The organism is Streptomyces subrutilus (assembly GCF_001746425.1).
GTDB lineage: Bacteria > Actinomycetota > Actinomycetes > Streptomycetales > Streptomycetaceae > Streptomyces > Streptomyces subrutilus_A.
This window is the reverse complement of record NZ_MEHK01000001.1, coordinates 2,196,062-2,221,988: the sequence shown is the minus strand read 5'-3', so window position 1 is coordinate 2,221,988 and position 25,927 is coordinate 2,196,062. Positions and strand designations below refer to the sequence as shown.

The window sequence follows — 25,927 nt, the reverse complement described above, 5'->3', positions numbered from 1 at the left end:
ACCCCCGGCCGGGGGTGCGGGCCTCTTCGGTCGGCCGTTATGCCTTGCGGAGGCGGAAGGCCAGGGACAGGGAGTCGTCCGTGAAGGCCTCGCCGTACGTGGCGTCGGCCTCGCCCGAGGCGAAGTCCGTGGCCAGGACCTCGTCCGCGATCAGCGCCGCGTGGTCCGACAGGGCCGTCGTGACCTCCGGGTCCGTGGAGGTCCAGCGCAGGGCGATCCGGTCCGCCACGTCGAGGCCGGAGTTCTTCCGGGCCTCTTGGATCAGGCGGATCGCGTCACGCGCCAGACCCGCGAGCCGCAGCTCGGGGGTGATCTCCAGGTCGAGGGCGACCGTCGCACCGGAGTCGGACGCCACCGACCACCCCTCGCGCGGGGTCTCGGTGATGATGACCTCCTCCGGGGTGAGGGTGACGGACTCGCCGTTCACCTCCACCGAGGCCCCGCCCGAGCGCAGCGCCAGCGACAGGGCCGCCGCGTCGGCCGCGGCCACCGCCTTCGCCACGTCCTGGACGCCCTTGCCGAAACGCTTGCCCAGCGCACGGAAGTTGGCCTTGGCCGTGGTGTCCACCAGGGAGCCGCCGACCTCCGAGAGCGAGGCCAGGGAGGAGACGTTCAGCTCCTCCGTGATCTGTGCCTGGAGCTCCGGGGACAGCGCGTCGAAGCCCACCGCGCCGACCAGCGCCCGCGAGAGCGGCTGGCGGGTCTTGACTCCGGACTCGGCGCGCGTCGCGCGGCCCAGCTCCACGAGGCGGCGTACCAGCAGCATCTGCTGCGACAGGGCGGGGTCGATGGCCCCCGTGTCCGCGACCGGCCACGACGAGAGGTGCACCGACTCGGGGGCCTCCGGGGTCACCGGGACGATCATGTCCTGCCAGACCCGCTCCGTGATGAAGGGGGTCAGCGGCGCCATCAGGCGGGTGACCGTCTCGACCACGTCGTGCAGGGTCCGCAGGGCCGCGGCGTCGCCCTGCCAGAAGCGGCGGCGCGAGCGGCGGACGTACCAGTTCGACAGGTCGTCGACGAAGGAGGACAGCAGCTTGCCCGCGCGCTGGGTGTCGTACGACTCCAGCGCGTCGGTGACCTCGGCGACGAGGGTGTGCAGTTCCGACAGGAGCCAGCGGTCCAGGACCGTGCGGTCCGCCGGGGCCGGGTCGGAGGCCGAGGGCGCCCAGTTCGACGTACGGGCGTACAGCGCCTGGAAGGCGACCGTGTTCCAGTACGTGAGGAGGGTCTTGCGGACGACCTCCTGGATCGTGCCGTGGCCCACGCGGCGGGCCGCCCACGGGGAGCCGCCGGCCGCCATGAACCAGCGCACCGCGTCCGCGCCGTGCTGGTCCATCAGCGGGATCGGCTGGAGGATGTTGCCCAGGTGCTTGGACATCTTGCGGCCGTCCTCGGCGAGGATGTGGCCCAGACAGACCACGTTCTCGTAGGAGGACTTGTCGAAGACCAGGGTGCCGACCGCCATGAGGGTGTAGAACCACCCGCGGGTCTGGTCGATCGCCTCCGAGATGAACTGCGCCGGATAGCGCTTCTCGAAGATCTCCTTGTTCTTGTACGGGTAGCCCCACTGCGCGAACGGCATCGAACCCGAGTCGTACCAGGCGTCGATGACCTCCGGCACGCGCACGGCCTCCAGGGAGCAGCCCTCGTGGGTGCAGGTGAAGGTCACGTCGTCGATGTACGGGCGGTGCGGGTCCAGGCCGGAGTGGTCCTCGCCGGACAGCTCGCTCAGCTCGGCGCGCGAGCCGACGCACGTGAGGTGGTTCTCCTCGCAGCGCCAGATCGGCAGCGGGGTGCCCCAGTAGCGGTTGCGGGACAGCGCCCAGTCGATGTTGTTGTTCAGCCAGTCGCCGAAGCGGCCCTGCTTGACCGAGTCCGGGAACCAGTTGGTCTTCTCGTTCTCCCGCAGCATCGCGTCCTTGACGGCGGTGGTGCGGATGTACCAGGACGGCTGCGCGTAGTAGAGCAGGGCCGTGTGGCAGCGCCAGCAGTGCGGGTAGCTGTGCTCGTAGGCGATGTGCTTGAAGAGCAGGCCGCGGGCGTCGAGATCGGCGGTCAGCTTCTCGTCGGCCTTCTTGAAGAAGACGCCGCCCACCAGCGGGACCTCCTCCTCGAAGGTGCCGTCGGGGCGGACCGGGTTCACGACGGGCAGGCCGTACGCCCGGCAGACCGCGAGGTCGTCGGCGCCGAAGGCGGGGGACTGGTGGACCAGACCCGTGCCGTCCTCGGTCGTGACGTACTCGGCGTTCACGACGTAGTGGGCCTCGGCCGGACGGCTTCCATCGGTTCCCTCGCTGACGCTCGGGAACTCGACCAGCTCGAAGGGCCGCTGGTACGTCCAGCGCTCCATCTCCTTGCCCGTGAAGGTCAGGCCGGTGGCCTCCCAGCCCTCGCCCAGGGACTTCTCCAGCAGCGGCTGGGCGACGACCAGCTTCTCGGTCCCGTTCGTCGCGACGACGTACGTGACCTCGGGGTGCGCGGCGACGGCCGTGTTGGACACCAGGGTCCAGGGGGTGGTCGTCCAGACCAGCAGCGCCGCCTCGCCGGCGAGGGGGCCGGAGGTCAGCGGGAAGCGGACGTAGACCGAGGGGTCGACGACCGTCTCGTAGCCCTGCGCCAGCTCGTGGTCGGACAGGCCGGTGCCGCAGCGGGGGCACCAGGGGGCGACGCGGTGGTCCTGGGTGAGCAGGCCCTTGTTGAAGATCTCCTTGAGCGACCACCACACGGACTCGACGTACTCGGGGTCCATGGTCCGGTAGGCGTCGTCCAGGTCGACCCAGTAGCCCATCCGGGTCGTGAGCTCGGTGAACGCGTCGGTGTGGCGGGTCACGGACTCGCGGCACTTGGCGTTGAACTCGGCGATGCCGTACGCCTCGATGTCCTGCTTGCCGTTGAAGCCGAGCTCCTTCTCGACGGCGAGCTCGACGGGCAGGCCGTGGCAGTCCCAGCCGGCCTTGCGGGCCACGTGGTAGCCGCGCATGGTGCGGAACCGGGGGAAGACGTCCTTGAAGACGCGGGCCTCGATGTGGTGGGCGCCGGGCATGCCGTTCGCGGTCGGCGGGCCCTCGTAGAAGACCCACTCGGGGCGGCCCTCGGACTGCTCCAGAGTCTTGGCGAAGGTCTTGCTCTCGCGCCAGAAGTCGAGGACGGCGTGTTCGAGTGCGGGCAGGTCGACCTGGGCGGGGACCGGGCGGTACTGCGGCGGTGTGGTCATGAGGCTGAGCTCTTCCTCCGGCGGGATGTCACTTCCGTCCGGAGGGACGAGAGCGCTGCTGCTCCCGCGGTACCACCCTCCTTGGCCGCCGGACGGGTCCGGTGGCCCCCTCATTGGGGTGCGAAGCCGGTTCTACCGGCCCTACGGGGATCCGTACGGCTTTCTTCCGGCGGCTCCGGGGTGATCCTTCACATCGCGCTCGCCCCCGGGCTCTCACCGTCCCCGGGTCGCTCCTGGCTGCGTCCGACGCTACTCGTCCCCATCCATGCCTTTCGCTGGGGCCAGTGTACGGGGCCTGGGGGCGCTCGGCAGACCGGTTTACGGGCGCCCGCGCGGGCGCGGCCGGCACGGCGTGGCGGGGGCGCGGGAGGGCCGCCCGGGTGACCCGAACGGGCCTACGCGCCGGTACGGGCTCCCGTGGGGCGCGTGGGGCGGATTACCGGGGCTGCGGATGGGCACAACGGATGCAGGTTGGCCTCGATGGATGCGTGCCCCGTTGCCGCAGGGCTGGAGCCGATTTATCGTTCCGGCACGATTCGCGAGCAAAGATCACAGTATGTGAAGGGGCCGCGGCCATGGTGGCGAAGAAGACCGCCGGTACTGCCGGAGAGGCGCTGGCCGAAGCACCCGTGAAGAAGGCGAGCGGGAAGAAGTCGACCGCGAAGAAGGCTGTCGCGAAGAACGCCGTCGCGAGGAAGGCTGTCGCGAAGAAGGCGGCGACTGCCAAGAAGGCGCCGGCCGACGCGGCGGCGGGCAGGACGCCGGCCAAGACGGCGGCGGCCGAGAAGACGGCCGTGAAGAAGACGGCCGTGAAGAAGACGGCCGTGAAGAAGACGGCCGTGAACAAGACGGCCGTGAAGACGGCCGTGAAGAAGACGGCGGTCAAGGAGGCGGCGGCCAAGGCCGCGGCCAAGAAGACGGCCACGAAGAAGGTCCCGGCGAAGAAGGCGCCGACGACGACGAAGGCATCCGCGAAGAAGGCGGCCGCCGCCGTGGCGGTGGCCGCGGGCAAGACGCCGTCCAAGGAGGCGAGCGCCGCCGAGAAGGCGACTGCCGTCGCGAAGCGGCAGGCCACGGCCAAACCGGCCGGGGCCGAGGGGGCGGCGCAGGCCGCGGAGAAGACGGGAGTCGGGAAAGTGGTTGCCAAGAAGAGCACCGGTGCGGCGAGGAAGACGGCCGCGGCCGCGACCAGCGGACTGCCCAAGACGAGGGTCACTGCGGCCACCACGCCCGGTGAGCTCGCCGTACGGCCCGGGGAGGACCCCTGGACCCAGGGCGAGGTCGACGAGGCCCGCAGCGAGCTGACGAGCGAGGTGCTCAGGCTGCGCGCCGAGCTCGACGCCTCGGAAGTGGCCATCTCGGGCCTCATGCGGGACTCGGGCGACGGCGCGGGCGACGACCAGGCCGACACCGGCACCAAGAACATCACCCGGGAGTCCGAGCTGGCCCTCGCGGCGAACGCCACCTCGATGCTGGAGCAGACCGAGCGGGCCCTGGAACGCCTGGAGGCGGGCACCTACGGGATCTGCGAGAACTGCGGGAAGCCCATCGGCAAGGCCAGGATGCAGGCCTTCCCGCGCGCCACCCTGTGCGTGGACTGCAAGCAGAAGCAGGAGCGCCGGCACTAGGCGGGCGGGGGGCGGGCGGTGGGCGGGTGCCCTGGCGTACCCTCGTGTCTCGTCAGGGTCCAAGCAGGAGCCTGGTCAGATCCAGTTCGAGGGACTCACGTGGCAGAGGCGGAGCGCATCATCGGTACGCCGGACGTCGGGGACGACACCCAGCCGGAGTCCGCCGGGCCCAAGGGGCACCGGCGGATCGTGGCCCTGCTCGTCGTGGCCCTCCTCGCGTACCTGCTGGACCTCGGCAGCAAGATGCTGGTCGTGGCGAAGCTGGAGCACCAGCCGCCGATCGAGATCATCGGCGACGTGCTGAGGTTCGAGGCGGTCCGCAACGCGGGCGCCGCCTTCGGCTTCGGCGAGGCCTTCACGATCATCTTCACCTTCATCGCGGCCACCGTGATCGTGGTGATCATGCGGCTGGCGCGCAAGCTCTACAGCCTGCCGTGGGCGATCGCGCTGGGCCTGCTGCTCGGTGGGGCGCTGGGCAACCTGACCGACCGGATCTTCCGCTCGCCGGGCGTGTTCCGCGGCGCGGTCGTCGACTTCATCGCGCCCGCCCACTTCGCCGTCTTCAACCTCGCCGACTCGGCGATCGTGTGCGGCGGCATCCTGATCGTCCTGCTCTCCTTCCGGGGGCTGGACCCGGACGGGACCGTCCACAAGGACTGATCGCGGGAAAGCTCCCCTGCCGAGTCCTGCATACTCGACAGGTGAGTACGATTCCCGAGATCCGCACCCTGCCCGTTCCCGATGGCCTCGAGGGCGAGCGCATCGACGCCGCCATCGCCCGTATGTTCGGTTTCTCCCGGACGAAGGCGGCCGAGCTCGCGGCCGCGGGGAAGGTGTCGGTCGACGGCAGTGTCGTCGGGAAGTCCGAGCGCGTGCACGGTGGCGCCTGGCTCGAAGTCGAGATGCCCGCGCCGCCGCGGCCGGTCGAGGTCGTCGCCGAGCCCGTCCCCGGCATGGAGATCGTCCATGACGACGACGACATCGTCGTCATCATGAAGCCGGTGGGCGTCGCCGCCCACCCGAGCCCCGGCTGGACCGGCACCACCGTCATCGGCGGCCTCGCCGCCGCCGGCTACCGGATCTCGACCTCCGGCGCCGCCGAGCGCCAGGGCATCGTGCACCGCCTCGACGTCGGCACGTCCGGCCTGATGGCCGTCGCCAAGTCGGAGCGGGCCTACACCTCGCTGAAGAACCAGTTCCGCGAGCGCGTCGTGGACAAGCGCTACCACGCGCTGGTGCAGGGCCACCCGGACCCGATGAGCGGCACGATCGACGCGCCGATCGGCCGCCATCCCAGCGCGGACTACAAGTGGGCCGTGACCCAGGACGGCAAGGCGTCGGTCACCCACTACGACCTGATCGAGGCCTTCCGCGCCGCCTCGCTGCTGGACATCAAGCTGGAGACCGGGCGTACGCACCAGATCCGCGTGCACATGGCTGCGCACCGGCACCCCTGCGTCGGCGACCTGACGTACGGCGCGGACCCGACGGTGGCGAAGCGGCTGGGTCTGACCCGGCAGTGGCTGCACGCGGTGCGGCTGGGCTTCGAGCACCCGTCGGACGGCCAGTGGGTGGAGTTCGAGAGCACCTACCCGGCGGACCTCCAGCACGCGCTGGACGTGATCCGGGCCGAGAGCGAGTGACGTCCGCCGCCTTCACGGTCCGGGTGGCCTCGGGCGAGGCGGACATGGCGGCGTGCTTCGCGGTCCGGACCGAGGTGTTCGTCGGCGAGCAGTCCGTGCCGGAGTCGATCGAGTACGACGCGTACGACGCGGACGCGGTACACGTCCTGGCCCTGGGGCCGGACGGGGTCGCGCTGGGCACCGGGCGGCTGCTGCACGGGCCCGCGGCCCGCGCCAAGACCGGTGACCCGGCGGTCGGCTCGCTGGGGCGGCTGGCCGTACGCAAGGCCGCGCGCGGGCTGGGCGTCGGCGCCGCGCTCGTCCGCGCGATCGAGGCCGAGGCGGTCCGGCTGGGGCTGACGGCCGTGGACCTCGGCGCGCAGACGCAGGCGCTCGGCTTCTACGAGCGGCTCGGATACGCGGCGTACGGCCCGGAGTTCCAGGACGCGGGCATCGCGCACCGGGCCATGCGGCGCCCCCTCGCGGGGAGCCCGGGGCACTGACCCCGGGGTGCCGCTGCCGCGGGCACCGCTGCCGTGGGCACTGACGCCGGGGTGCCGCCGCCCGTGGGCCCGGCCCCGGGCGCCAACGGTGGGCCGGTGGCCGCATTCGGGCGGCGCCGCTGCCGGGGCTCCGCCCCAGACTCCGCGCCTCCCTCGCCGGCGGGGCTGGATTTGCCGGTGCGGCCCCGTCACCGCACGAGCCGGGCGCGGCGGCCTGGCAGGGTGGGGGAGTGGATCAGCTTGCTCTCCTGTTCGTGCTGCTGCTCGGGGCCGTGGTCACAGTGCCGCTCGGAGACCGGCTCGGGCTGCCCGCACCCGTGCTCATGACCATCGGCGGAGCCGCCCTCGCGTGGGTGCCCGCCGTGCCCAATGTCGACATCCCGCCCGAGCTCATCCTGCCGCTCGTGCTGCCGCCGCTGCTGTACGCCTCCGTGCAGCGGACCTCCTGGCGGCAGTTCGCGGCCAATGTCCGGCCGATCCTGCTGCTCGCCGTGGCCCTGGTGTTCGTCACGACCGCGGCCGTCGCCGCCACCGCGCACGCCATCGTGCCCGGGCTGCCCATCGCCGCCGCCGTCGCGCTCGGCGCGCTCGTCGCCCCGCCCGACCCCGTCGCCGCCACGGCCGTGGCCGGATCGCTCGGGCTGCCCCGCCGCATGGTCTCGATCCTGGAGGGCGAGGGGCTCTTCAACGACGTGACGGCGATCGTGCTCTACCACGTGGCCGTGGCCGCCGCCGTCAGCGGGAGCTTCTCCTGGCCGGACGCGCTCGGCGAGTTCGTGCTGTCCGCAGTCGTCGCCGTCGCCGTCGGGCTCGCGCTCGGCTGGGCCGCCAACCGGCTGATGGGGCTGCTGGGCGACGCCACGCTGCAGATCGGGCTCACGCTGCTCGTGCCGTTCGTCGCGTACGTGGTGGCCGAGGAGATGCAGGGCTCGGGGGTGCTGGCCGTGCTGACGACCGCCCTGTTCCTGGCCGAGTACGCGAACGACGCCGACGACGTGCTGGGGCGGCTCGCCGGGCACACCTTCTGGGAGGTCGTCGACATGCTGGTCACGGGGGTGGCGTTCGGGCTGATCGGGCTGGAGCTGCACAACGTGTTCGGCACGGCGCACGGGCGCGAGTGGGAGATGGCCGGGTGGGCGGCGGCCGTGATCGGGGTCGTGGTCGGCGTACGGCTGGTCTGGCTGCTGCCGGCCGGCTGGCTCGCCAAGCGGCTGCACACACGGCGCGACTACGACGAGGAGATCCCGCTGAGCTGGCGGGAGAGCGTGGTCATGTGGTGGGCCGGGATGCGGGGAGTGGCCTCCGTGGCCCTGGCCATCGCGATCCCCCTGCGCACGGAGGCGGGCGACCCCTTCCCCGCGCGGGACGAGATCGTCTTCATCGCCTTCGCCGTGATCATGGCGACGCTGGTCCTGCAGGGGCTGACCCTGCCGTGGCTGGTGCGCCGGCTCGGGGTGGAGGCCGACTCCGACGCGGAGAAGGAGACCGAACGGCAGCTGGCGATCCGCGCCGCGAAGGCCGCGAAGCGGCGGCTGAAGGAGATCGAGGAGGTGGAGGACCTCCCCGAGGACCTGGTGGAGACGCTGTACCGGCGCGCCTACGACGTGGGGGCCCGGATCAGCCCCGAGATGGTGGACGAGGAGCGGCGGGAGGCGTACGTGCAGCGGGTGGCACGGATCCGGGACGTGCAGCGGATCCAGCGCGAGATGATGTCGGCCGCCCGCCACGAGGTGCTCTCCGCCCGCAGCGAACCCGGCGCCGATCCGGAGATCGTGGACCGGGTGCTGCGGTACCTGGACGTGCGGAGCCTGCGGAGCTAGTGCTGTGGCCGGGAGGCCCTAGACCTGGTAGCGGTCCGGGGCGAAGAGGGCGAGGTTCGCCGCGATCCAGTCCGAGGTGCGCCGCAGGCCCTCCGTGAGGGGGACCTGCGGCTTCCAGCCCGCCCAGTCGCGGGCGCGGGAGTTATCCGAGAGGAGCCGCTGTACCTCGCTGCCCGAGGGGCGCAGCCGGGAGGGGTCCACGACCACCTCCGCGTCCCGGCCCGAGGCGGTGATCAGCGCGCGGGCCAGGTCGCCGATGGAGATCTCCTCGCCGCTGCCCAGGTTGACCACCTCGCCCAGCGCCTGGTCGCACTGCGCCACCGCCAGGAAGCCGGCGGCCGTGTCCGTCACGTACGTGAAGTCCCGGGTCGGGGCGAGCGAGCCCAGGTGGATCTCCCTCGAACCCGCGTGCAGCTGGGCCAGGATCGTCGGAATCACCGCGCGCGCCGACTGGCGCGGCCCGTAGGTGTTGAACGGGCGCACCACCGTCACCGGCAGCTCGAAGGCGTGGTGGAAGGAGAGCGCCATCATGTCCGCGCCGATCTTGGACGCCGAGTACGGGGACTGGGGCTGGAGCGGGTGGCTCTCGGCGATGGGCGCCGTGCGGGCCGTGCCGTAGACCTCGCTGGTGGAGGTGTGCACGAGGCGGCGGACGCGGTGGCGGCGGCAGGCCTCCGCCACGTTCTGCGTGCCCGTCACGTTCGTCTGCACGTACGCGCCCGGCGAGGCGTAGCTGTACGGGATCCCGATCAGCGCCGCCAGGTGGAAGACGGTGTCGCAGCCCGCCACCGCGTCGCTGACCCGGCCCGCGTCGCGGATGTCGCCCGCCCACATCTCCACCGGGCCGTCCGGGTCCGCGAGGTAGCGCGCGAGGTGTCCCTTCTCCGCGTAGGGCTTGTAGTGCACGAAGGCCCGCACCCGCGCGCCCCGGGCCACCAGCAGGTCCACCAGCGTCGAGCCGATGAAGCCCTCGGCGCCGGTGACGAGGACGGTGCGGTCGGTCCAGCTGTTCATATGCGCTCCAGAGCCGGGAGGGGGAGGGGGAGGCCGGCCACGCGGAGGACCTCCGCGGCCAGCAGTTCCGCGGCCCGCGCGTGCGGGCCGGGGTCGGCGGCGCCGGCCATGGACGCCAGCCGGGCCGGATCGGCCAGCAGCGGGCCGACGAGCGCGGCGAGCCGTTCGGCGGTGGTCTCCGCGTCGGGCAGCAGCAGCCCGGCGCCCGCGTCGGACAGCACCCGCGCGTTGTGGGTCTGGTGGTCGCCCGGGGCGTACGGGTAGGGGACGAGGACGGCCGGGACGCCGGTCGCCGCCAGCTCCGCGACCGTCGCCGAACCGGCCCGGCACACCACGAGGTCGGCGGCCGCGTACACCAGGTCCATCCGGTCCAGGTACGGCAGGGCCCGCGCGATGCGCTGCCCGCCGGACGCCGCGAGCTCGGCGACGGTGTCCGCGAGCGCCGCCGGACCCGTCTTGACCAGCAGTTGTACGTCGTCCCGGTGCTGCCACAGCCCGGCCAGCGCGGCGGCGGCCCGGGTCAGGCGGACGGCGCCCAGGCTGCCGCCGTTGAAGACGACCAGGCGCCGCCCGAGGGGGACCCCGAGCGCCCGCCGCGCCTCGGCGCGCAGCGCCGCCCGGGCGGGCGCGGCGAGTTCCGCGAGCCCGGACAGGGCCGCGGAGATCGGCATCCCGGTGGTCAGCGCCCGTTCCCCGCCCGCCAGCCGGCCCCGGCTGCGGTCGAAGGCCACCGCCACGTGCGGGGTGAGCCGGGCGGCGAACCGGTTGGCGCGGCCCGGCACCGCGTTGGACTCGTGGATCACGGCGGGCAGCCCGGCCAGCCGCGCCCCGAGCACGGCGGGCGCACTCGGGTAGCCGCCCATGCCGACGGCGACCTGCGCACCCTGGGCCCGGATCACCGACCGGGCCTGGTGCGCCGACTTCAGCAGCGCCGCGGGCAGCAGGTAGCGCCTCGCGCCCAGCGCCGGGTCGAAGGGGATCATGTCGACGGTGTGCAGGCGGTAGCCGGCGCCCGGGATCAGCTCGGTCTCCAGGCCCCGCTCGGTCCCGATGAACGAGACCACGGCGCCGGGGACGGCCGCGCGCAGCGCCTCGGCGAGGGCGAGCCCCGGGTAGATGTGCCCGCCGGTGCCGCCCGCACCAATCACGACGGAGAGCGCCGCGGGCTTGTGTCGCGTGCTTCGAGTGGTCATGCCCGCACACTCCCGGTGCGCCCTAAGAAGGTTCTAAGAGCGGATCCGGCGCCCCCAGCGGATAGCCGCAGTTCAGGCCCTCCCGACAGCATCCGTGCCGCTCCGAGGGAGCCAATCCGGGAGCCACGAGCCATATTTGGACGGTCTTAAGGTGCTTCAGCGTCGCCATCGTGGCCGCGGGAGAAGATCTCGTCCATCGCCTCGGCACCTTCGGTGATAACGGGCCGGATCTGCTTGCGGTACACGCGTTCCGTCGTGTTGCTCCCGTTGTGCCCAACCAGCCGGGAGATCGCTTCGATGGGCACCCCGTGGTCTGAGAGCAGGGAGACGAAGCTCGTCCTCAGCTCCCGGGTCGTCCACTCTGCCGGATTGTTGAATCCAGCTTCCTTCAGCAGTGAGCGCAGGTTGATGCGCACACTGCTGGCGTCCATCACACGGCCCACCCTTGACGGAAAGACGAGGCCCTGCTCAGTCCAGGTCTTGCCGGCGGCCTTGAACTGGGCCTGCTGCCGATTCCGATGCCCCTCCAGCACCTCCACCGCCTGCTTCGGCATGGCCAGGGAACGCCGACTCTTCCGCGTCTTCGTGTCCCCGGTCCTTCGCACGGACCGCCACACGTCGATGTGCGGCTTGCTGCCGTCGTTCGGCGCGATGTGGACGTGGGCCCAGGTCAAGGGACGCGTCTCCTCCGGACGCGTCCCCACCAGGAGCGACACGACCACGTACACGTGGATCCACTTCCCCTCCTGGGCGCTGAGCAACGCGGTTGCCTGCTCCAGGGTCAGGGACTTGCTGGGCCGACCGGGCCGCCCCTCCGGCACCGCGACCAACTCGGCCACGTTGCGCGTTGCCCGGCCACGCCTCTGCGCATGCGCAATGGACCGCCGCAGGACTGAAAGCAGCAGCCGCAACGAACTGGTGGCTAGTACCTCGGCCTTCTCGTCAAGCCATTCGTCCAGCGTGTCCGCCTCCAGCAAGCGCACCTTGGCCGCGCCGAGGGACGGGTAGATGTGCGTCGCGGCCAGGTAGCGGTAGGTCTCCAGGCTCTTTGGAGCCCTGCCCTTGAGTCCTTGCGCCAGCCAGGTCTCCACGGCCTGCTTCACGGTGTGGTGGGCGGGTGCCTTGGCTCCCTGCTCCAGCTCTTTGCGGAGCTCCCGTAGCTTCCGCCGCACCTCGGTCTTCGTCTTGCCGGACACCTTGGGACGGTGGCGCTTCCCCGCAGGGGTGTAGCCCAGGGAAACAGCCCCGATGAAGCGCCCCTTGGACTTGTCCCAGTAGATCGAGTCCTCGCCGTTGGCTGCCTTCCGGCCCGGCGTGCTCTCGTCGTCCATCGAGCACCTTTCAAGCATGAGGACGGGGCCGCACCGGCATCGGTGCGGCCCCGTAATGGGTTTGGTTGCTGCTACGCGGCGGCCTGCGCCTCGTGCTTGAGGAGTTCGACGTACTCGTCGACATACTCCGTGGGTACGAGCCGTCGCCTGCCGACTCGGACCGTCCGCAGGCGACCGAGTCGGATCTCCTCGAACGCTGTGGAGCGGCCGACGTTGAGGAGTTCTGCGGCTTCTTCCACGCTGTGTAGCCGCCTCTCAGGTACGACCATCAGTTCCACGTGATGACGTTCCTTCCGGTCCGTGAGTTGTCAGTCGGCCGATTCCAGCCCTGTCGGAGGGCTGGAATCGCTGACAGAACTGACAGAACCTCGCCATGTGGCCCCTGACCTGCCGCTTTGGCAGGTTTGGCGCGCGTGACAAAACCTCAAAGAACTCTGACAGAACCTCGGAAACCTATGTTCTGTCAGGCCAGACGGTTCGGTCGCGGCGAGGTTTTTGGAGTTCTGTCAGAGTTCTCGGAGGTTTTGTCAGAGCTCCGAAAGTGCTCGTTTCCGCAGGTCAGATGGCTGGTCGGGAGGTTCTGTCAGTTCTGTCAGTGGGTTGGGGGTTTTCAGACGGCAGGGGTGATGCGGGGGTGGGTCTCGTAGCGGGGGGGGGGGGGCCGGCCGCCGCGTGTGGTGCGGGGCGGCGGGGGCTGCTGGCGGACCCAGCCGTGTTCCTCCAGGAGGTCCAGGGCAGGGTCGAGGTCGCTCATGGCGGGGAACTCGCTTCGGGGCATCGCGCGGAAGAGGTCGCGCTTGGTGAAGGACCCGGTTCGGGTCTCGCTCAGGTGGGTCAGGACGGTGTGGGCGGCTTCCTGGGCGGGGTCGGCCTTCATGGCGTTGAAGACGTCTAGGGCATGGGCGGTGAAGTAGTCCCCGAGGCGGGTGGCCGCGGCCATGGTGGAGGCGGCGATGGGCCGGGTCCAGGCGGCCTCGGGGTAGGCAGCGAGGTGGAGGAGGCCGGCGATGCGGGCGACGGCGCCGTCGCGCTTACTGGCCCAGTTCACGATCGGCGCGAGGCTGCCGTCCTTGCCGAGGCGCGATTCGGTGACGCGCTGGTAGGCGAGGAGGATCGCGTCCGCCTCGGGGGTGAGGGTGAGTGCGGCGGTCTCGGTCCAGCCCGCCAAAGTCAGGGCCAGGTGCCCAAGGGTCTTGGCGTAGGTGCCGGCGGTGTCGGGGCTGAGGAGTTCGGGGGTGAGGTTGCGGTAACCGACGAGGGATTTGGGCTTGGAGTACAGGAAGCGGGCGAGGAGGCCGCGTCCGTCGGCGCCCTTGATCTGGCCGATGGAGTCCAGGACGTCCGGCTGGACGGCCAAGCCCATGGTGATGGCGGGGTTCTCGATGTACTGGGCGTCTCGGGCCTGGCGGTTGACGCGTGCCATGTCGCCGGCGTGGCCCTTGAGAAAGATCCCCATGTTGGGGACGCCGGAGTAGCGTCCGGCGATGATCTCGAAGATCTCACCCTCGGGGGACAGGATCGCGATGCGTCCGTCCTGCTGGGCGAGGAGGCTGGTCAGGCTCTCGGCCGTGACGTCGTCAGCGACAAGCTGCGGCTCCGCTGGAACGACGGCTCGCTCGGCGGCCTCGGCCAGCGAGATAGCCTGGGCGGTCAGGCCGGCCAGCTTCTCGGGATCTGCGTTGACCGCCAGCTTCTCAGCCCGTTCGGACGCGGCCTTCGAGATCCGGGCGGAGGCTGCGGCCTCAGCCCGCTGGGGTGCCGTGAGCTCGATGAGGGCCTTCTCGGCGGCGAGGAGAGGCTTGGTCATGAGGCCGAACACGGCGCTCTTGCGGTTGCCGGGAGGCAGGGCCACGGCGGTGTAGAGGTTGACCGGTTCGCTCCACTGCCCCCGCACGGTCACCGTCAGGCGCCCGCCGGCGGCGGCCCCGACGACGGCGAGAGCCAGGCACCCGGCGAGGTCGACGGGCGTCTGGGTCTCCTCGGCGACGCCGGCGGTCATGGCGGCGAGCCAGCCGGGCAGAGCATCCACAGGGAAGGCGGGGAGCTGCCCGCGCGGGTTGAGCGGTACGGGCTCGTCCCACCCGGGCCCGGCGATGTCCTCTGGGGTCATCTCATCGAACCCGGCCCACAGCTCGGGGTCGTGCGGAGTCATGCGGCCTCCCTTCGCTGGTTGAGGCGGGAGCAAGAAGTGCGGTGCTCTTCGTGGTTTGCGATGAGCGCAAGCGCGCGGGCGCGTCCGGCGGCGAAGAGGTCGCGCCCACACGAGCACCAGGAGCGGACACTCGGGCTCGCGCCGTACGAGGGCGGGGCCACAATGTGCAGCCAGGCCACCGGCCGGCGCCTGCCGTCGGCATGCGGGTCAGGGCGAACAGATGAAGGGACGCCTTCGGCGACGACCCTCAGCGCGCCACCACCGCGGGGGGCGGGGGTCGGTTTGGTGCGGCTGATGCCGGCAGGGGTGGAGGGCAGGCCTTCCAAGGGGAGCGGGAGTTGGTCGCTCATGCCGTCTGCCGTGCGCGGACCGTGCGGGCGGAGCTGTCGAGGGCGGAGCGGATCGTGGAGCGGCACTCGGCCACGGTCAGTCCACGCTCCTCCCCCGCCGCTTGGAAGGCCTCCTCGGCCTCCTCACGGGGGATGTCGCCCCATGCGACGAAGCGCCCCACCTTGAAGGCGCTGCGGTTGAGCGTGTTGTTCGCCTGATGCGCGGGTGCCTGGCGGACGGCCTCGCACTCGGCGTGCAGAGCCGCGCGGGCCGCACTTCCGCCGCGGACCGCTCCCGGCATCCGGAGAGGCACCGAGCGTGGTGCCGGAGGCTGGAGCAGCGAAAGCAACCAAGCGGGCAGTTCAACGACAGGAGACGGGTCGGTGACCTCGTAGGTTCCGGCCGCGGTGGTGCTACCGGGGGCAACGACGTATCCGCCGTGGGCACGCGTGTCGATGAGCAGGGCCAGCTTGCCCGCCGTGTTCCCCAAGCGGGCGTGGTCGGGGGCGGTGAAGTACAGGTGGGTGCCACCGGAGGGCGTCCGCACGGTGCGGGTGGCCGGGACAGGCTGGCCGGCGCGCTCGCAGAGCGCCAACCAGTTCTCCGCGCCGCCAGGTGCGTCCTGACCGCTGTCGGGCTTGGGCCTGTCGAGGTCGATGACGATGAGTCCGGCGGGGCCGGTGGCCAGGCCGATGTTGTACGGCTTGTGCGTCCAGCAGCGGACGATCGCGGCCCGGTCAGTGGTCGCTCGCTGCTCCCACTTCAGGTGCCCGTCGGCGCATCCGTCAGTGCGGGGGCACCGCTCCTGCCTGTGGAGAGCGGGGATCTTCGATCCGGGCCGGAGCGGGAAGACGGGCCAGCCCCGTTCGGCGACTGAGAGCGCGGCGGTCAGGGTGTCGCTCATGCGGCCACTACCCCGGCGGTGAGGTGGGTTAGGGCCTGCTCGCCGATCCAGCGGGCGTAGGCGGGCGGGATGGCCTCGCAGACCCCTCGAACCGTTGTGATCCACGGGGTGCCCATGGCTTCGGCGGCCGCCTGCTGCCATGCCTTGGAGTGGCGGCCGCCGGTGATGGTCATGAACGGCCGCTCGATGGTGGGGAGGTAGCCGTTCCTCGTGCACAGCGGTCCGTGGGTCGGGTGCGTCGGTGGGGTGAGGGGGAAGGAGGTCTCGAAGAGCCGGTGGCGGTACATGCGCAGGCCGAACATCGGCCCACACAGCAGCGTCGGTTCGACCAGTTCGGGGCGGGCGGCCTCGACGTTCTCGATGACGTACGGGCGCCCGACTCGGATCATCGCGGCCCTGGTGGGGGCGATGAGGTCGGGGTAGGTCTTGTGGTTGTAGGCGTTGAGGGGGCTGTAGGCCTGGCAGGGCGGGGAGCCGTGGATCAGGTCGTACTCGTGGCCGTGGGCGAGGAGGTAGTCGATGGCGTCGCCGTGGATGAAGGTGAACGGGTACTCGGTGGCGCAGTCGGGGTCGAGGTCGACGCCGGTGACGTCGAAGCCGGCCTGGTGGTAGCCGAAGCCCATGCCGCCGCGGTGGCAGTACAGGTCCAAGACCCGGGGCCTGCGCTGTCGCGGGATCGGGATGAGGTGAGTCATGCTGGATGCCTCCAGTGCGTCGGTCGTGCTGGTATGAGGGCGGCCCCGGTCTTTTTGCCGAGAGGGGGCCGCCCTTTCCCGCGCCCGAGGGGCGTAGGTGTCCCGCGGCGGAGGAGATCGCGGCGGGGCGGGAGTGTCAGTGGTGCCCGATACGTTGAGCACGTGAGCCGTCCGACCGGCACGCCTTGCGCGGCCGGTGACCAGGGACGGATACCGGGCGTTGAAGGAGTCGAATTTGACGGCGTGGCTGATGTACCTGGGTGAGGACCCCAAGCGCGTGGGACAGGGGTACGACGACCACCCCTCGACGCACTACAGCTGGAACAGCCGGGTGCCGAACTCGGCCACCGTGGCGGTCGGGGACACGATCGTGCTGTGGGACGGGAAGACCCTGCTGGGCCTGTCCGTCATCGAGGACATCAAGACCGGGACCGGCACGGCCGACGTCAGCTCCTGCCCCAAGTGCGGCAAGGCCGACATCGCCGAGCGCAAGACGATGACGCCGAAGTACCGGTGCTGGACCGAGTCCTGCAAGTTCGAGTTCGATAACCGACACGTCGCGACGGTGGACGTGACGACCTACCGCAGCCAGCACGAGGCCGGCTGGATCGACCTGCGCGGCCAGGTCACCGCCCCGGAACTGCGCGCCCTGTGCGAGCAGCCCAAGTCACAGAACGCCCTGCGGCGCCTGCGCTGGGACGACTTCCGGACCCGGGTGGAGACCGGCAAGAACGCCACTTCCCTGAACATCGTCGACAAGGCCCGCAAGGTCATCACCGGCGGCCACAGCGAACGCATGGTCCGGGTCCGCAAGGGCCAGGCCGTGTTCCGCGCCTCCCTGCTGGACTCCTTCGGCGAGGTCTGCGCCTTCACCGGCCCGATGCCCGCCGCCGTCCTGGACGCCGCCCACCTCTACAGCTACGCCGCGAAGCAGGAGCACGCCGAGTCCGGCGGCCTGCTGCTCCGCAAGGACGTCCACCGGCTCTTCGACCTCGGGCAGATCGCGATCGACCCGACCACGTTCACCCTCGACGTCACGGCGGAGACGCGGGCCTACCCCGTCTACGACAAGCTCCACGGCCAGCCGCTGACCGTGGCCCTCGACAAGAAGCACCAGAAGTGGGTCAGGGAGCACTGGGCCATGCACCGCGCCCAGAACCAGGCCACCATCCCCGGCCAGAACACCGGAACCCAGACCACGCTCACCGTCTGACCCTTCAGCCGTGCTTGATGTGGCTGGAAGCGTGGCCGAACATGCCGGCTGCGGAGATGTTCCGCGTGACTTTCCGATGGAGTCGCCCTCGTCATGTCTGCTTGGCGGGGGCGCTCAGTTGCTGATCTGCCCGCGGACCTCGGCGACCAGGCGGAGGATTTCGTGTGCCATGTCGGCGATCGCCTGGAGTTGCTCGTCCAGGTCGGCCGGGTTGGGCCCGGTGAAGGAGAACGAGGGCTCGTTGTTCGGCTTGGGGTTGGTGAACGAGAACGACAAGTACTTCTCCAGACCGGTCAGATGTTCATGTGGTGGGCGCGCCGGATAGCGGCCTCCCACACGCCACGTACCTGCGCTCCGGTGTGGGAGTCGTTCCAGGAGGGGATGGACTCCCACCGCTTGCCGTGCTGCTGGCGGGCCTCGTCCAGGAGGAGGTTGCCCGCGTCCCGGTAGGCGTTGTTGCGGGCGCCGGCCGCTGCGCGCAGGGCGCCGATGGAGCAGCGGGCGCCCTCGGGGTGGATGAGCCTGTGCTTGGCCCAGCCGTGGGTGTCGAGGAAGGCCAAGGCGTCGGTGAGGGTCTTCTCGACCGCCCCGGCCACGCGTACCGGCGGGGTGGCGAGGATGAAGGAGACCGGTGCGGGAGCAGCGGGGGCGACGGGTTCCGGTGCGGGGTCGAGGAGTTCGAATACCTTCGCGTACAGGTCGGGGTCGATGTGGGTGAAGTGAGTGTCGGTAGGGGTGCTCATGCTGCCCTCCACAATCCGTTCTCGTTGGTGATCTCGTCCCGCTTCTTCAGCTCGGATAGGCGGGGCTTGATGTGTTTCGCGGATGTGCCCAGCTTTCGGGCGATGGTCTCGGCGGTCATGGGGATGGACTGCTCCCGGAGGAGTCCGAGGATGCGCGGCTTGATCAGCTCCTGTCCGTCGGACGGGGCCGCGGGGCCGGGGGGGCCCGCGGCGATGGCGCGCTGCTGCTGTGGTGCGGGCGGCCCCTGCTCTGCTCGGTGCAGGACGTCGGTGAGGCTGCCGACGAGGTTCTTGCCGCGCTGGTCGACGAGCGGGGTCTGCGCGATCGCCTCCTGGTGACGCCAGGCCGTGCAGTCCTCGACGGCGATGGGGGTCGGGTCTCCGGCGAGGGAGACGGGCGGGACGTCCAGGTGCAGGGAGCGGAACTGGACGGCCTGGGATCCGGGGGTGAGGAGGTAGCCGAGGCCGAAGGTGCCGTCCTCGGGGCCGGCGGCGGCCGCGGTGGCCAGGCCGGTCATGTCCCGGTCGGCTACCTTCTGGTACTGGCCGGGCCATGAGGAGGGGATCCTCGACAGGTCGATGCCCTCCGCGCCCTCGACCGCGTTCGCGCCGACCAGGGAGCCCTGGCCCTTCGCGCAACGGAGGAACACCGCGCCGCCGCCGATGAGGAGCTGGGAGCGGATGACGGTGGAGTTGCCGAGGTCTTCGGCGAGCGGGGTCTGGGTGGCCAGGACAACGCCGATGCCCCGCTTGAGGGATCGGCGGGTGAGCTGCTCGACGATCGCTTTGGCCTCCGCGTGGTACGGCGAGGAGACCGACAGCAGCATGTGCGCTTCGTCGATGACGAACTCGATCAGCGGGTCAGTGAAGGGGAAGGACGGGGAGCGGTAGCGGGCCTCGCGGTCGAGCATCATCGCGTAGGCCAGGCGCAGGGCGCCCATCGCCTCGTCCAGGCCGTCACCGCAGTACGCGGCCAGTCCGGCACCGGCGATGGTGCCGGCCTGCGGGGACGCCAGGATCACCGCGATACGCGACTTGTGCGCGGAGAGCAGGATTTGCTCCAGGATCCCGGACTTTCCGGAGCGGGAGCCGCCGACGAGGTACAGGTGGCGGGCGCCGGAGCCGGGCTGGGCCAGGGGGATCAGGGCGGCGTTGGCGTCGATGTAGGTTCCCAGGCGGACGTATCCGCGCGAGTCCATGGCCAGTTCGTCCACGACCGAGGAGAGCATCGTGCCGTGCATCAGCGCGTGTTCCTTCATCACGCGCACGCCCATCTGCGAGGGCTTGTCGGTGGGAGCGAGAGCGACCTGGATCGTCTCCAGGTCGAGGTTCCCGGCGAGGTCCTGGATGTTGACCATCCCGATCGCCCTGCGATCGCGGGTGGCGATCCCCTCCCAGTCCAGCGGACCGTCGTACCGGGTGAGGGTCAGCGTGGTGCCGGGCATCGCCCCTTCCGGGATGCCCACGTGCGCGGCCCACAGCTGCTCGGGAGTCGTCGCGACTCCGGCCACGATCTCCGGCGCGGCCGCTGCCTTCTTGAGGTGGACGAGGACGGGCAGCGCGTTGGGCGCGTAGTGCTTGGGGTCGCCCATCTCTACCTGGGAGACGGGGATCTGGTAGACGGCGGCGATGTCGGCCACCTTCACCCGGACCTGCTGTCCCTGCGGCAGCGTGATGACCCCGGTGAACGACACGTGGTCGTCCCCGACGTCGAGGACGAGCTGCGCGAGCTCGGCGCCGGCCTGGATGAGCTTGCGGCCCTCGGTCTGGGTGGGGCCGGAGATGAACTCCTTCCAGTAGGCGGTGATGATCTGCGCCTGCGAGCTCTGCCCCGCTGCGGTCGTCGTGGCGGGGAGCGCGGGGAGCTGGCCGGCGGTGTTGCGGTGGTGGGCCAGCGCGGCCGCCCCGGCCGGGACGGCGAACGCGAGGGCGAACAGCGGGTTTATGCCGGACGCCAGGATCTCGTGGGCGGCGATGCCGCAGCCGGTGCCGGTGATCCCGCAGGCGATCAGGGAGCGCATGGCGGGGGCGGAGGCGTTGATGGCCCACGCCCCCGCTCCGGCCGCTGCGGCGGCGAGGGCGGACCAGGGGCCGGCGGCGGCGGCTGCCACCGCGAGGGCGGCGGGCGCGTACTGGATGAACTGTGTTCGGGTCGGCCCCATGGTCCTGGCTCTCCTTACTGCTGGGCGTAGAAGGCCGCTTCGGCCATCTCGACGGGGGAGGTGTCCACGGCGTCCGCGATGCCCCCGTGGTCGGACTCGACGGTGGTCTTCGCGTCGTCGGCGGCCGCGGCCGCGCTGTCCGCCGCGGCCGTGTACTCGCCCGCCGCTTCCTTCGCGCTGGTCATGGTGACGGCCGCGTCCGCGAACTCGGCGGTGGTCGCGTCGTCGACGGCGAGGGCCTTCATCGTTTCGGAGGCGTCCTGCATCTGTTCGGCGGTCTCGTCGACATCGGCGGCGAGCTTGGTGACGGTCTCGCCGTGGACGTGGACCTGGTGGGTGAGCCAGGCGAGCTTGGTACGCAGCACCGCGTAGTTCGCGGCGTCCTTGAGGGATTCGGTGACAGACATGCGGGCCTCTCCTTCTATCGGGCGTTGTAGAAGTCGCGCTCGGCGGGCTTGGTCAGCGGGGAGTCGGCCACGGCCCGGAAGATTGCGCCGTGGCGGACCTCGGCGTTCTGCGACGCGGTCCGGCACGCTTCCTCGCCGCCCTGGATCTGGTCGTGGAACTTTTTGGCGGCGGCGGCCTGGAGCTCCAGCTGCTCCTTGAGGTGCTCGCACTTGCCGATGAGGTTCGCGCCGACGCCCTTCTCCGTGATCTCGGCGATCAGCACGTCGCAGTCCGTCGCGAGCTCCGTGGACTCGTCCACGAGCTCCAGGGCGGACTCCGCGCTGGACTGGCACAGGGTGGCCGCGCCTTCGGCGAGGTCGATGACCTGGGTGAGGTTGATGACCTCGCCGCTGCTGTAGGTGCGGGACTTCCCCGCGGCCGTGGTGACGTGGACGCCCTTGGCGTCGACGGTCGCGGTGTGCGGAACGGGCGGACTGGGCTGCATCGCGGGGTCCTTCCGGATGTGGTCGGGGAGCGTGACGGTCGGAGGCGGAGGGACGGTGCCGGGCGGCGGGATCGTCGGATCCGGCGCAGCAGTAGGGGGCGCGGCCGTCGGCGGGGTCGGGGGCGTCGTGGGCTTCGGCGGTGCGGGGGGCGCGGTCGACTCCGGCGGCGGCGCTGAAGCCGTCGGGGGTGTGCTGGGCTTCGGTGGAAAGGTGGCCCCCGACAGGGGCCCGGAGGATCCCGAAGGAGCCGTACCGGAGGACGAACCGGAAGGAGCAGGTTTCGGTTTTTTCAGGTAGGCGGAGCGCCACCCGTCGCGCAGGCCACCGGCCCAGTGGGCGCCCGCGAGGAGCCCGTAATGTGTTTTCGCCGCCGCGTTATAGGAGGCGTTTCGGAAGGTGTCCGGGGCCTTGGTCGGTTCCCATTTGGATTTCGACTTCGGTGGGGGGTTTTTGATTCCCGCCTTCTCGTATTTGTCGTGTGTGTTGTCGACGCCCACGAGGTACGTGATGGCGAGGAGTATGAGGAGTTCCACGAGCCTCCCTCAGTGACACTGCGTAGCTGTTAGCTGTTAGCGGTTACCGGTTACCGGTTACAGCCCCTGTGGACGCCGTTCGTGGCCCCTGGGTCGGGGTCGAGGCGGTGTCTGGGGGCCTGTAACCGGTAACCGGTAACCGTGCGGATGGTCGCCTAGCGTGACGTGCCGACGTTGCTGACGGTGGTGTTCGCCGTGTTGAAGACCGATTCGAGGGTGCCTCGGATTTCGTCGCTGAACGGCGTGTACGGAAGGAAGATCCCGGAGACGATCAGCATCACGCAGATCGCCATCTGCTTTCCTTTGGTCTTCTTGAAGGTGAAGAACAGGGCCCAGCAGAACAGTGCGAGAGCGAAGAACTGGAGCGTCATGTCATGCACCCTTCTCGAAGGTGAATCCCTTGTTGTTCGCGGAGACGGCAGCGCTGGAACCGGAGGAACTGGCGGGCGTGGAAAGCTTCTTGTAGGCGAAGAGGCCACCGCCGCCTACGAGGGCCACCCACAGCCAGGGGCTGGAGGTGATGTCGCCACCCGACTCGGTGGTGGATTCCTGCTTCTTCGGGGCCGGACCACCGAGGGTCGGGGCGGCGCACGAGGCGATCCTTGAGACGTCATAGGAGGAGGCTTTGGCCACCGCCGCCGCCCGGATCTTCATGCACTCCAGGTAGACGGTCATCTCCCGCTCGTAGAGGGCCTTGGCCGCAGCTTCCTCGGTCTGGGCTCGCTGCTTGTCGGCCTCGACCTCGACCAGGGCGTTCGCGGCCTTCTCCTGGGCCCGAGCACGGTCCTGGGCTGCCTGGTCGCTCTGCATGCTGGTGACGGCCACGACCGTTCCGCACACGGCGAGGACGGCGATCGTGCCGCACACGGCGAGAGCGGCGGTGTTGCGACGGACCCCGCCGAGCTTGACGGAGAACTTGGACGACGTGCTGGGCTTCTCAGCGGTCTCGGGGTTCATGCGGGTGAACTCCTCGTCCCAGTCGATTGCGGACACGGTGGTTCCTCCTTCCAGTGCTGTGTGGGTGTGGTCGGTGAAGCCCGCCCCCGGTAAGCCGGGGGCGGTTCAGGCGGCGTGCTGTTCATCGGGGTAGGCGCAGGGGACGCACATGCCGAGCGAGGCCGGGATGACGTACCCGGCATCGGTCGAGCAGCGGGGGCAGGTACGGCGGGCCGCGTTCGCCTTCGCCAGCGCGGCGGCCTTGGCCGGCGTCATCGGCCGGACCGGACGGGCCAGCTCTATCCGGTAGAGGAAGGCGACCAGCGGCCCGCGCCGGTACCGGGGCCGCTCCACCTGAGCGACGACGTCCTGCCCGCCGGGGCGGAGGCCGGCGGCGCGGAGTTGGCGGCGGGTGGCCAGGCCGTCGGGGGCCAGGCGCCAGGTGTAGACGGGGAGCGTGGTCATCGGGGGCTCTCTTCCTGGGCCATGAGGGTGGCCCAGGCGCCCCGGATGCGTGCTTCGCCGCCGGTGAATCCGGACTCGCGGAACGCGGTGACGGTCTGCCGGTAGGACAGGGGCGGGTCGGCGGAGTAGCGCAGGAACCGCAGGACGACCACGATCTGCTCGTCGGTCAGGGCCTCCCCGATCAGCGGGGTGGAGACTCCGGCGATGGCGGCGACCTCGTCGAGCGTCACGGGCGTGACGGCAGGCGTGACGCCCTCCCCGTCCGGATCGGTCAGCGGGTCGTTGACCTGCGTGCCTTCCCCGTCACGCCCACCCGTGACGGCCACTTCCGCACCACTTGGTTCGGGTGCTGCGGGGAGGGCGGGAGTCACGGCTGCCGTGACGGCGTCACGGCCACCCGTGACGGGCTGGGCGGGGGGTGTGACGGTGATCGCGAACATGTCGCCGAGGGCGACGTCCGCTCCGGTGGCGATCCGCTCCCGCTGGACGTCCAGCAGCCGCGCTCCGAGCGTGACGTCTGCGGTGCCGACCTTGCGGGCCAGGCGCCACGACGTCCGGTCCGAACGCTCCCGGATCTTCGCGTCGGGGTGGTTGGCGGCGCGGGCGCGGTGGTAGGCCAGGGCCTGGACCACGGCCGCCGCCCGGGCTTCTGCCTCGGCGTCCCGGCCGTCGATGTGAACCACGATCCGGCGGGCCAGGAACGCCATGCCCTCCGCCGCGACTGACATGCCCAGCGGGGTGATCGCGTAGATGACCGTGCGGGGCCCGTCCGGGGCAGCGACGGCGGACATGACCGACGCGGCCGCCGGCAGCGCCCACAGACCGGCGCGGACTACGGCCGGGGAGGACTGCCCAAGCATCGTCAGCCCCAGCAACACGAGGGCGAGGACAGCGGTCGCGCCTTCGCCCGCGGCTACCGCGCCGAGGGCGGTGCCGGAGTTGTAGGCGCCCTTGATGTTGGAGTAGGTGCCGTAGCCCCCGGCCGCGCCCGTGGCGAGCATCGGAGCGAACGCGATACCGAGGACGCACTTCTGTGCTCCCGTCAGTGGGCGGCCGGTCACCGGTCTTCCCCGTCCTTGTCGAACTCGTACGGGGTGTAGGTGACGGGCTCCTCAGCGGTCCGGGTGCGGATCGCGGCCGCGGCCAGCCGCGGGTCCCGGCTGACGGTCTGGTTCGCCTGGAGGGTGATCCGCACGGCGAGGGCCCGGCGTTCCAGCAGCCCGTAGTAGAGCCGCTCGTCCCCCTCGGCCATCGAGGGCAGCGGCAGGTTCAGTGCTTCCACGATCGCCTCCAGCAGGGCGGCGTGGGCGGATCCGGTGCGCTCGCTCATGCCGCGTCCCCCGAGACCTGCGTACCCGTGGCGCGGTTGGCCGCGTCCCGGCGAGCGGCCAGCACCCGGTTGTGGGCCCGGCGGATCCGGCGGCCGTCGAACTCCGACGCCGGCCGGTCCAGCAGGACGATCAGCGCGTCCAGCAACTCGACCTCGGCCAGGACCACGTCCATCTCGGCCTCGATCGCGTCCAGCTCCGCGTCCGACGGCTCCAGACCGTCGGACCACGGCGTAACAACGTCCCGAAGTGCAGCGATGTGCTTCATGGGTTTTGCTCCTTCTGAGGAGGAACGGGACTCAGCGGCCTCCGGCGTTCCAGCGCCGGGGGCCGCACTGCGTTGGGGGTTCAGCGGTTGACGACGGGCTTGTGCAGGTCGCGGTGGTGGAGAGTGACCTTGTGCCCGGCGCCCGTGAGCAGGTGGGCGACGGTCAGGGCGACGGTGGCGGCGCGGTGGCGCCCGCCCTGGCACCCCGTGGCGAGGACGAGATGGCCGCCGCCCGGTCCGGCCGCGAACGCGTCGACGGCGAGCAGGGTCGCGGTGATGAGCGGCACGATTCCGGGGGTGGCGAGCACTGCATGACGTACGGGCTCGTCCTCGGCGGTGAGGTACCGCAACTTCGGCGACACGTGCGGGTCCCGGAAGTGGCTTCGCAGGTCGAGCGTGAGGTGAGCCGCGGGCGGCGCGGCGTGGAGGTAGCCGAACGAGACGATCTCTACGTTCACAGCAACTCCTTCGGACAGGAGCGGGGGCTCCGACTCCCTACCACCCCGCCCGTACGACACCCGAAGGGCGCCGGACGGGCAGAGGAGGCAACCGGGCCGCACGTGTGCGGCAAGGTCAGGTGACTCGAAGGGCAACACCGCCATGCCGGTCCAGCACAGCGGCGGCCAAGGGTCTTATGCGGTCCACAAACACTCCTCAACGTCGAGCTGGACAGAGGTGGGACTGCTCACCCGGCGCCGCTCACTCCAGAGGCAATCCCTGTCCCTGGAGGTCGTGCGGCCATTGGCCGGGCGGTTCTTTAGAGCCGATGGCGTGTCCCCCCAATGGGGGTGTGGGGCCCGGGTGTGACGCGGGCCCGTTCTCGATCGGCTGGTCTCCACTCGCCTCGGCCGGTGCGGTCACGGCCGTCCTGCTGCGGTGGATCACGCTGTTGAGTTCTCAAAGTGAAGCCAGTGGCTCTCCGACGGGCGCGGTAACCCCGAAGGGATCCCGTAAGAACGGGACACGCCGGACGCCAA

At 70.8% G+C, this 25,927-nt stretch carries 26 protein-coding genes; 6 read left to right on the top strand and 20 right to left on the bottom strand.

Annotated features, from left to right (window positions below; genetic code table 11):
- Window positions 1-37 precede the first annotated feature (37 nt).
- Window positions 38-3,217, bottom strand: coding sequence for an isoleucine--tRNA ligase (gene ileS, locus BGK67_RS11030; RefSeq protein WP_069919911.1), 3,180 nt, complete (start codon window positions 3,215-3,217; stop codon window positions 38-40).
- A 575-nt stretch (window positions 3,218-3,792) separates the two neighbouring features.
- On the opposite strand from ileS, the gene BGK67_RS39980 reads away from it, so the two are divergent.
- The 5 genes from BGK67_RS39980 to BGK67_RS11005 all read left to right on the top strand — a co-directional run bounded on the left by BGK67_RS39980 (window position 3,793) and on the right by BGK67_RS11005 (window position 8,790).
- On the top strand, window positions 3,793-4,845 hold the full coding sequence (locus tag BGK67_RS39980) for a TraR/DksA family transcriptional regulator (RefSeq protein WP_069919910.1): 1,053 nt from the start codon (window positions 3,793-3,795) through the stop codon (window positions 4,843-4,845).
- 99 nt (window positions 4,846-4,944) lie between these two features.
- Window positions 4,945-5,505 (top strand): signal peptidase II, encoded by a 561-nt coding sequence (lspA, locus tag BGK67_RS11020; RefSeq protein ID WP_069919909.1) that lies wholly within the window; start codon window positions 4,945-4,947, stop codon window positions 5,503-5,505.
- 41 nt (window positions 5,506-5,546) lie between these two features.
- Complete coding sequence (locus tag BGK67_RS11015) at window positions 5,547-6,488, top strand: RluA family pseudouridine synthase (RefSeq protein WP_069919908.1); 942 nt, start codon at window positions 5,547-5,549, stop codon at window positions 6,486-6,488.
- A gap of 44 nt (window positions 6,489-6,532) precedes the next feature.
- On the top strand, window positions 6,533-6,970 hold the full coding sequence (locus tag BGK67_RS11010; protein ID WP_069923783.1) for a GNAT family N-acetyltransferase: 438 nt from the start codon (window positions 6,533-6,535) through the stop codon (window positions 6,968-6,970).
- A 230-nt stretch (window positions 6,971-7,200) separates the two neighbouring features.
- The gene (locus BGK67_RS11005) at window positions 7,201-8,790 is read left to right on the top strand and encodes a Na+/H+ antiporter (RefSeq protein WP_069919907.1); all 1,590 of its coding nucleotides are present in this window, start codon (window positions 7,201-7,203) and stop codon (window positions 8,788-8,790) included.
- A gap of 18 nt (window positions 8,791-8,808) precedes the next feature.
- Here BGK67_RS11005 and BGK67_RS11000 read toward each other — a convergent pair whose 3' ends face one another.
- From BGK67_RS11000 to BGK67_RS10970, 7 genes are all read right to left on the bottom strand, one after another.
- Window positions 8,809-9,804 carry an SDR family NAD(P)-dependent oxidoreductase gene (locus BGK67_RS11000; RefSeq protein ID WP_069919906.1) on the bottom strand — a complete coding sequence of 332 codons (996 nt, stop codon included), beginning with the start codon at window positions 9,802-9,804 and terminating at the stop codon, window positions 8,809-8,811.
- Window positions 9,801-10,997: a UDP-N-acetylglucosamine--N-acetylmuramyl-(pentapeptide) pyrophosphoryl-undecaprenol N-acetylglucosamine transferase gene (locus BGK67_RS10995; RefSeq protein ID WP_069919905.1), complete on the bottom strand. Its 1,197-nt coding sequence runs from the start codon at window positions 10,995-10,997 to the stop codon at window positions 9,801-9,803. Before BGK67_RS10995 ends, BGK67_RS11000 begins: the two co-directional genes overlap by 4 nt.
- A 146-nt stretch (window positions 10,998-11,143) precedes the next feature.
- On the bottom strand, window positions 11,144-12,328 hold the full coding sequence (locus BGK67_RS10990; RefSeq protein ID WP_069919904.1) for a site-specific integrase: 1,185 nt from the start codon (window positions 12,326-12,328) through the stop codon (window positions 11,144-11,146).
- Window positions 12,329-12,399: 71 nt separating this feature from the next.
- Window positions 12,400-12,567 carry an excisionase family DNA-binding protein gene (locus tag BGK67_RS10985; RefSeq protein WP_244291189.1) on the bottom strand — a complete coding sequence of 56 codons (168 nt, stop codon included), beginning with the start codon at window positions 12,565-12,567 and terminating at the stop codon, window positions 12,400-12,402.
- 371 nt (window positions 12,568-12,938) lie between these two features.
- Window positions 12,939-14,480, bottom strand: a complete 1,542-nt coding sequence (locus tag BGK67_RS10980; RefSeq protein ID WP_069919903.1) for a YfjI family protein — start codon at window positions 14,478-14,480, stop codon at window positions 12,939-12,941.
- 346 nt (window positions 14,481-14,826) lie between these two features.
- Window positions 14,827-15,714: a bifunctional DNA primase/polymerase gene (locus BGK67_RS10975; RefSeq protein WP_069919902.1), complete on the bottom strand. Its 888-nt coding sequence runs from the start codon at window positions 15,712-15,714 to the stop codon at window positions 14,827-14,829.
- Window positions 15,711-16,409, bottom strand: coding sequence for a DNA cytosine methyltransferase (locus BGK67_RS10970; RefSeq protein ID WP_069919901.1), 699 nt, complete (start codon window positions 16,407-16,409; stop codon window positions 15,711-15,713). Before BGK67_RS10970 ends, BGK67_RS10975 begins: the two co-directional genes overlap by 4 nt.
- A 235-nt stretch (window positions 16,410-16,644) precedes the next feature.
- On the opposite strand from BGK67_RS10970, the gene BGK67_RS10965 reads away from it, so the two are divergent.
- A complete protein-coding gene (locus BGK67_RS10965; RefSeq protein WP_244291188.1) occupies window positions 16,645-17,622 on the top strand; it encodes an HNH endonuclease signature motif containing protein in 978 nt (325 codons plus the stop codon).
- 114 nt (window positions 17,623-17,736) lie between these two features.
- On the opposite strand, the gene BGK67_RS38825 is transcribed toward BGK67_RS10965, so the two are convergent.
- The 12 genes from BGK67_RS38825 to BGK67_RS10905 form a co-directional block, all read right to left on the bottom strand.
- Window positions 17,737-17,898: a hypothetical protein gene (locus tag BGK67_RS38825; RefSeq protein WP_167739515.1), complete on the bottom strand. Its 162-nt coding sequence runs from the start codon at window positions 17,896-17,898 to the stop codon at window positions 17,737-17,739.
- Window positions 17,899-17,915: 17 nt separating this feature from the next.
- Complete coding sequence (locus tag BGK67_RS10955) at window positions 17,916-18,365, bottom strand: DUF6197 family protein (protein ID WP_244291187.1); 450 nt, start codon at window positions 18,363-18,365, stop codon at window positions 17,916-17,918.
- On the bottom strand, window positions 18,362-20,527 hold the full coding sequence (locus tag BGK67_RS10950) for a type IV secretory system conjugative DNA transfer family protein (RefSeq protein ID WP_069919898.1): 2,166 nt from the start codon (window positions 20,525-20,527) through the stop codon (window positions 18,362-18,364). The genes BGK67_RS10955 and BGK67_RS10950 overlap by 4 nt, the downstream gene beginning before the upstream one ends.
- 14 nt (window positions 20,528-20,541) lie before the next feature.
- The gene (locus tag BGK67_RS10945) at window positions 20,542-20,934 is read right to left on the bottom strand and encodes a hypothetical protein (protein ID WP_069919897.1); all 393 of its coding nucleotides are present in this window, start codon (window positions 20,932-20,934) and stop codon (window positions 20,542-20,544) included.
- Window positions 20,935-20,948: 14 nt separating this feature from the next.
- Entirely contained in the window at window positions 20,949-21,419 is a 471-nt protein-coding gene (locus BGK67_RS10940; protein WP_069919896.1) for a hypothetical protein, read from the bottom strand.
- A gap of 689 nt (window positions 21,420-22,108) precedes the next feature.
- Window positions 22,109-22,324, bottom strand: a complete 216-nt coding sequence (locus BGK67_RS10935) for a hypothetical protein (protein WP_244291186.1) — start codon at window positions 22,322-22,324, stop codon at window positions 22,109-22,111.
- 1 nt (window position 22,325) lies between these two features.
- A complete protein-coding gene (locus BGK67_RS10930) occupies window positions 22,326-22,946 on the bottom strand; it encodes a hypothetical protein (RefSeq protein WP_069919894.1) in 621 nt (206 codons plus the stop codon).
- Window positions 22,947-23,015: 69 nt separating this feature from the next.
- Window positions 23,016-23,354, bottom strand: coding sequence for an RRQRL motif-containing zinc-binding protein (locus BGK67_RS10925; protein ID WP_069919893.1), 339 nt, complete (start codon window positions 23,352-23,354; stop codon window positions 23,016-23,018).
- Window positions 23,351-24,355 (bottom strand): hypothetical protein, encoded by a 1,005-nt coding sequence (locus tag BGK67_RS10920; RefSeq protein WP_244291448.1) that lies wholly within the window; start codon window positions 24,353-24,355, stop codon window positions 23,351-23,353. The genes BGK67_RS10925 and BGK67_RS10920 overlap by 4 nt, the downstream gene beginning before the upstream one ends.
- 56 nt (window positions 24,356-24,411) lie before the next feature.
- Complete coding sequence (locus BGK67_RS10915; RefSeq protein ID WP_069919891.1) at window positions 24,412-24,684, bottom strand: hypothetical protein; 273 nt, start codon at window positions 24,682-24,684, stop codon at window positions 24,412-24,414.
- Window positions 24,681-24,950 carry a DUF6284 family protein gene (locus BGK67_RS10910; protein ID WP_069919890.1) on the bottom strand — a complete coding sequence of 90 codons (270 nt, stop codon included), beginning with the start codon at window positions 24,948-24,950 and terminating at the stop codon, window positions 24,681-24,683. Before BGK67_RS10910 ends, BGK67_RS10915 begins: the two co-directional genes overlap by 4 nt.
- A gap of 80 nt (window positions 24,951-25,030) precedes the next feature.
- The gene (locus BGK67_RS10905; protein WP_069919889.1) at window positions 25,031-25,408 is read right to left on the bottom strand and encodes a RapZ C-terminal domain-containing protein; all 378 of its coding nucleotides are present in this window, start codon (window positions 25,406-25,408) and stop codon (window positions 25,031-25,033) included.
- Window positions 25,409-25,927: the final 519 nt, after the last annotated feature.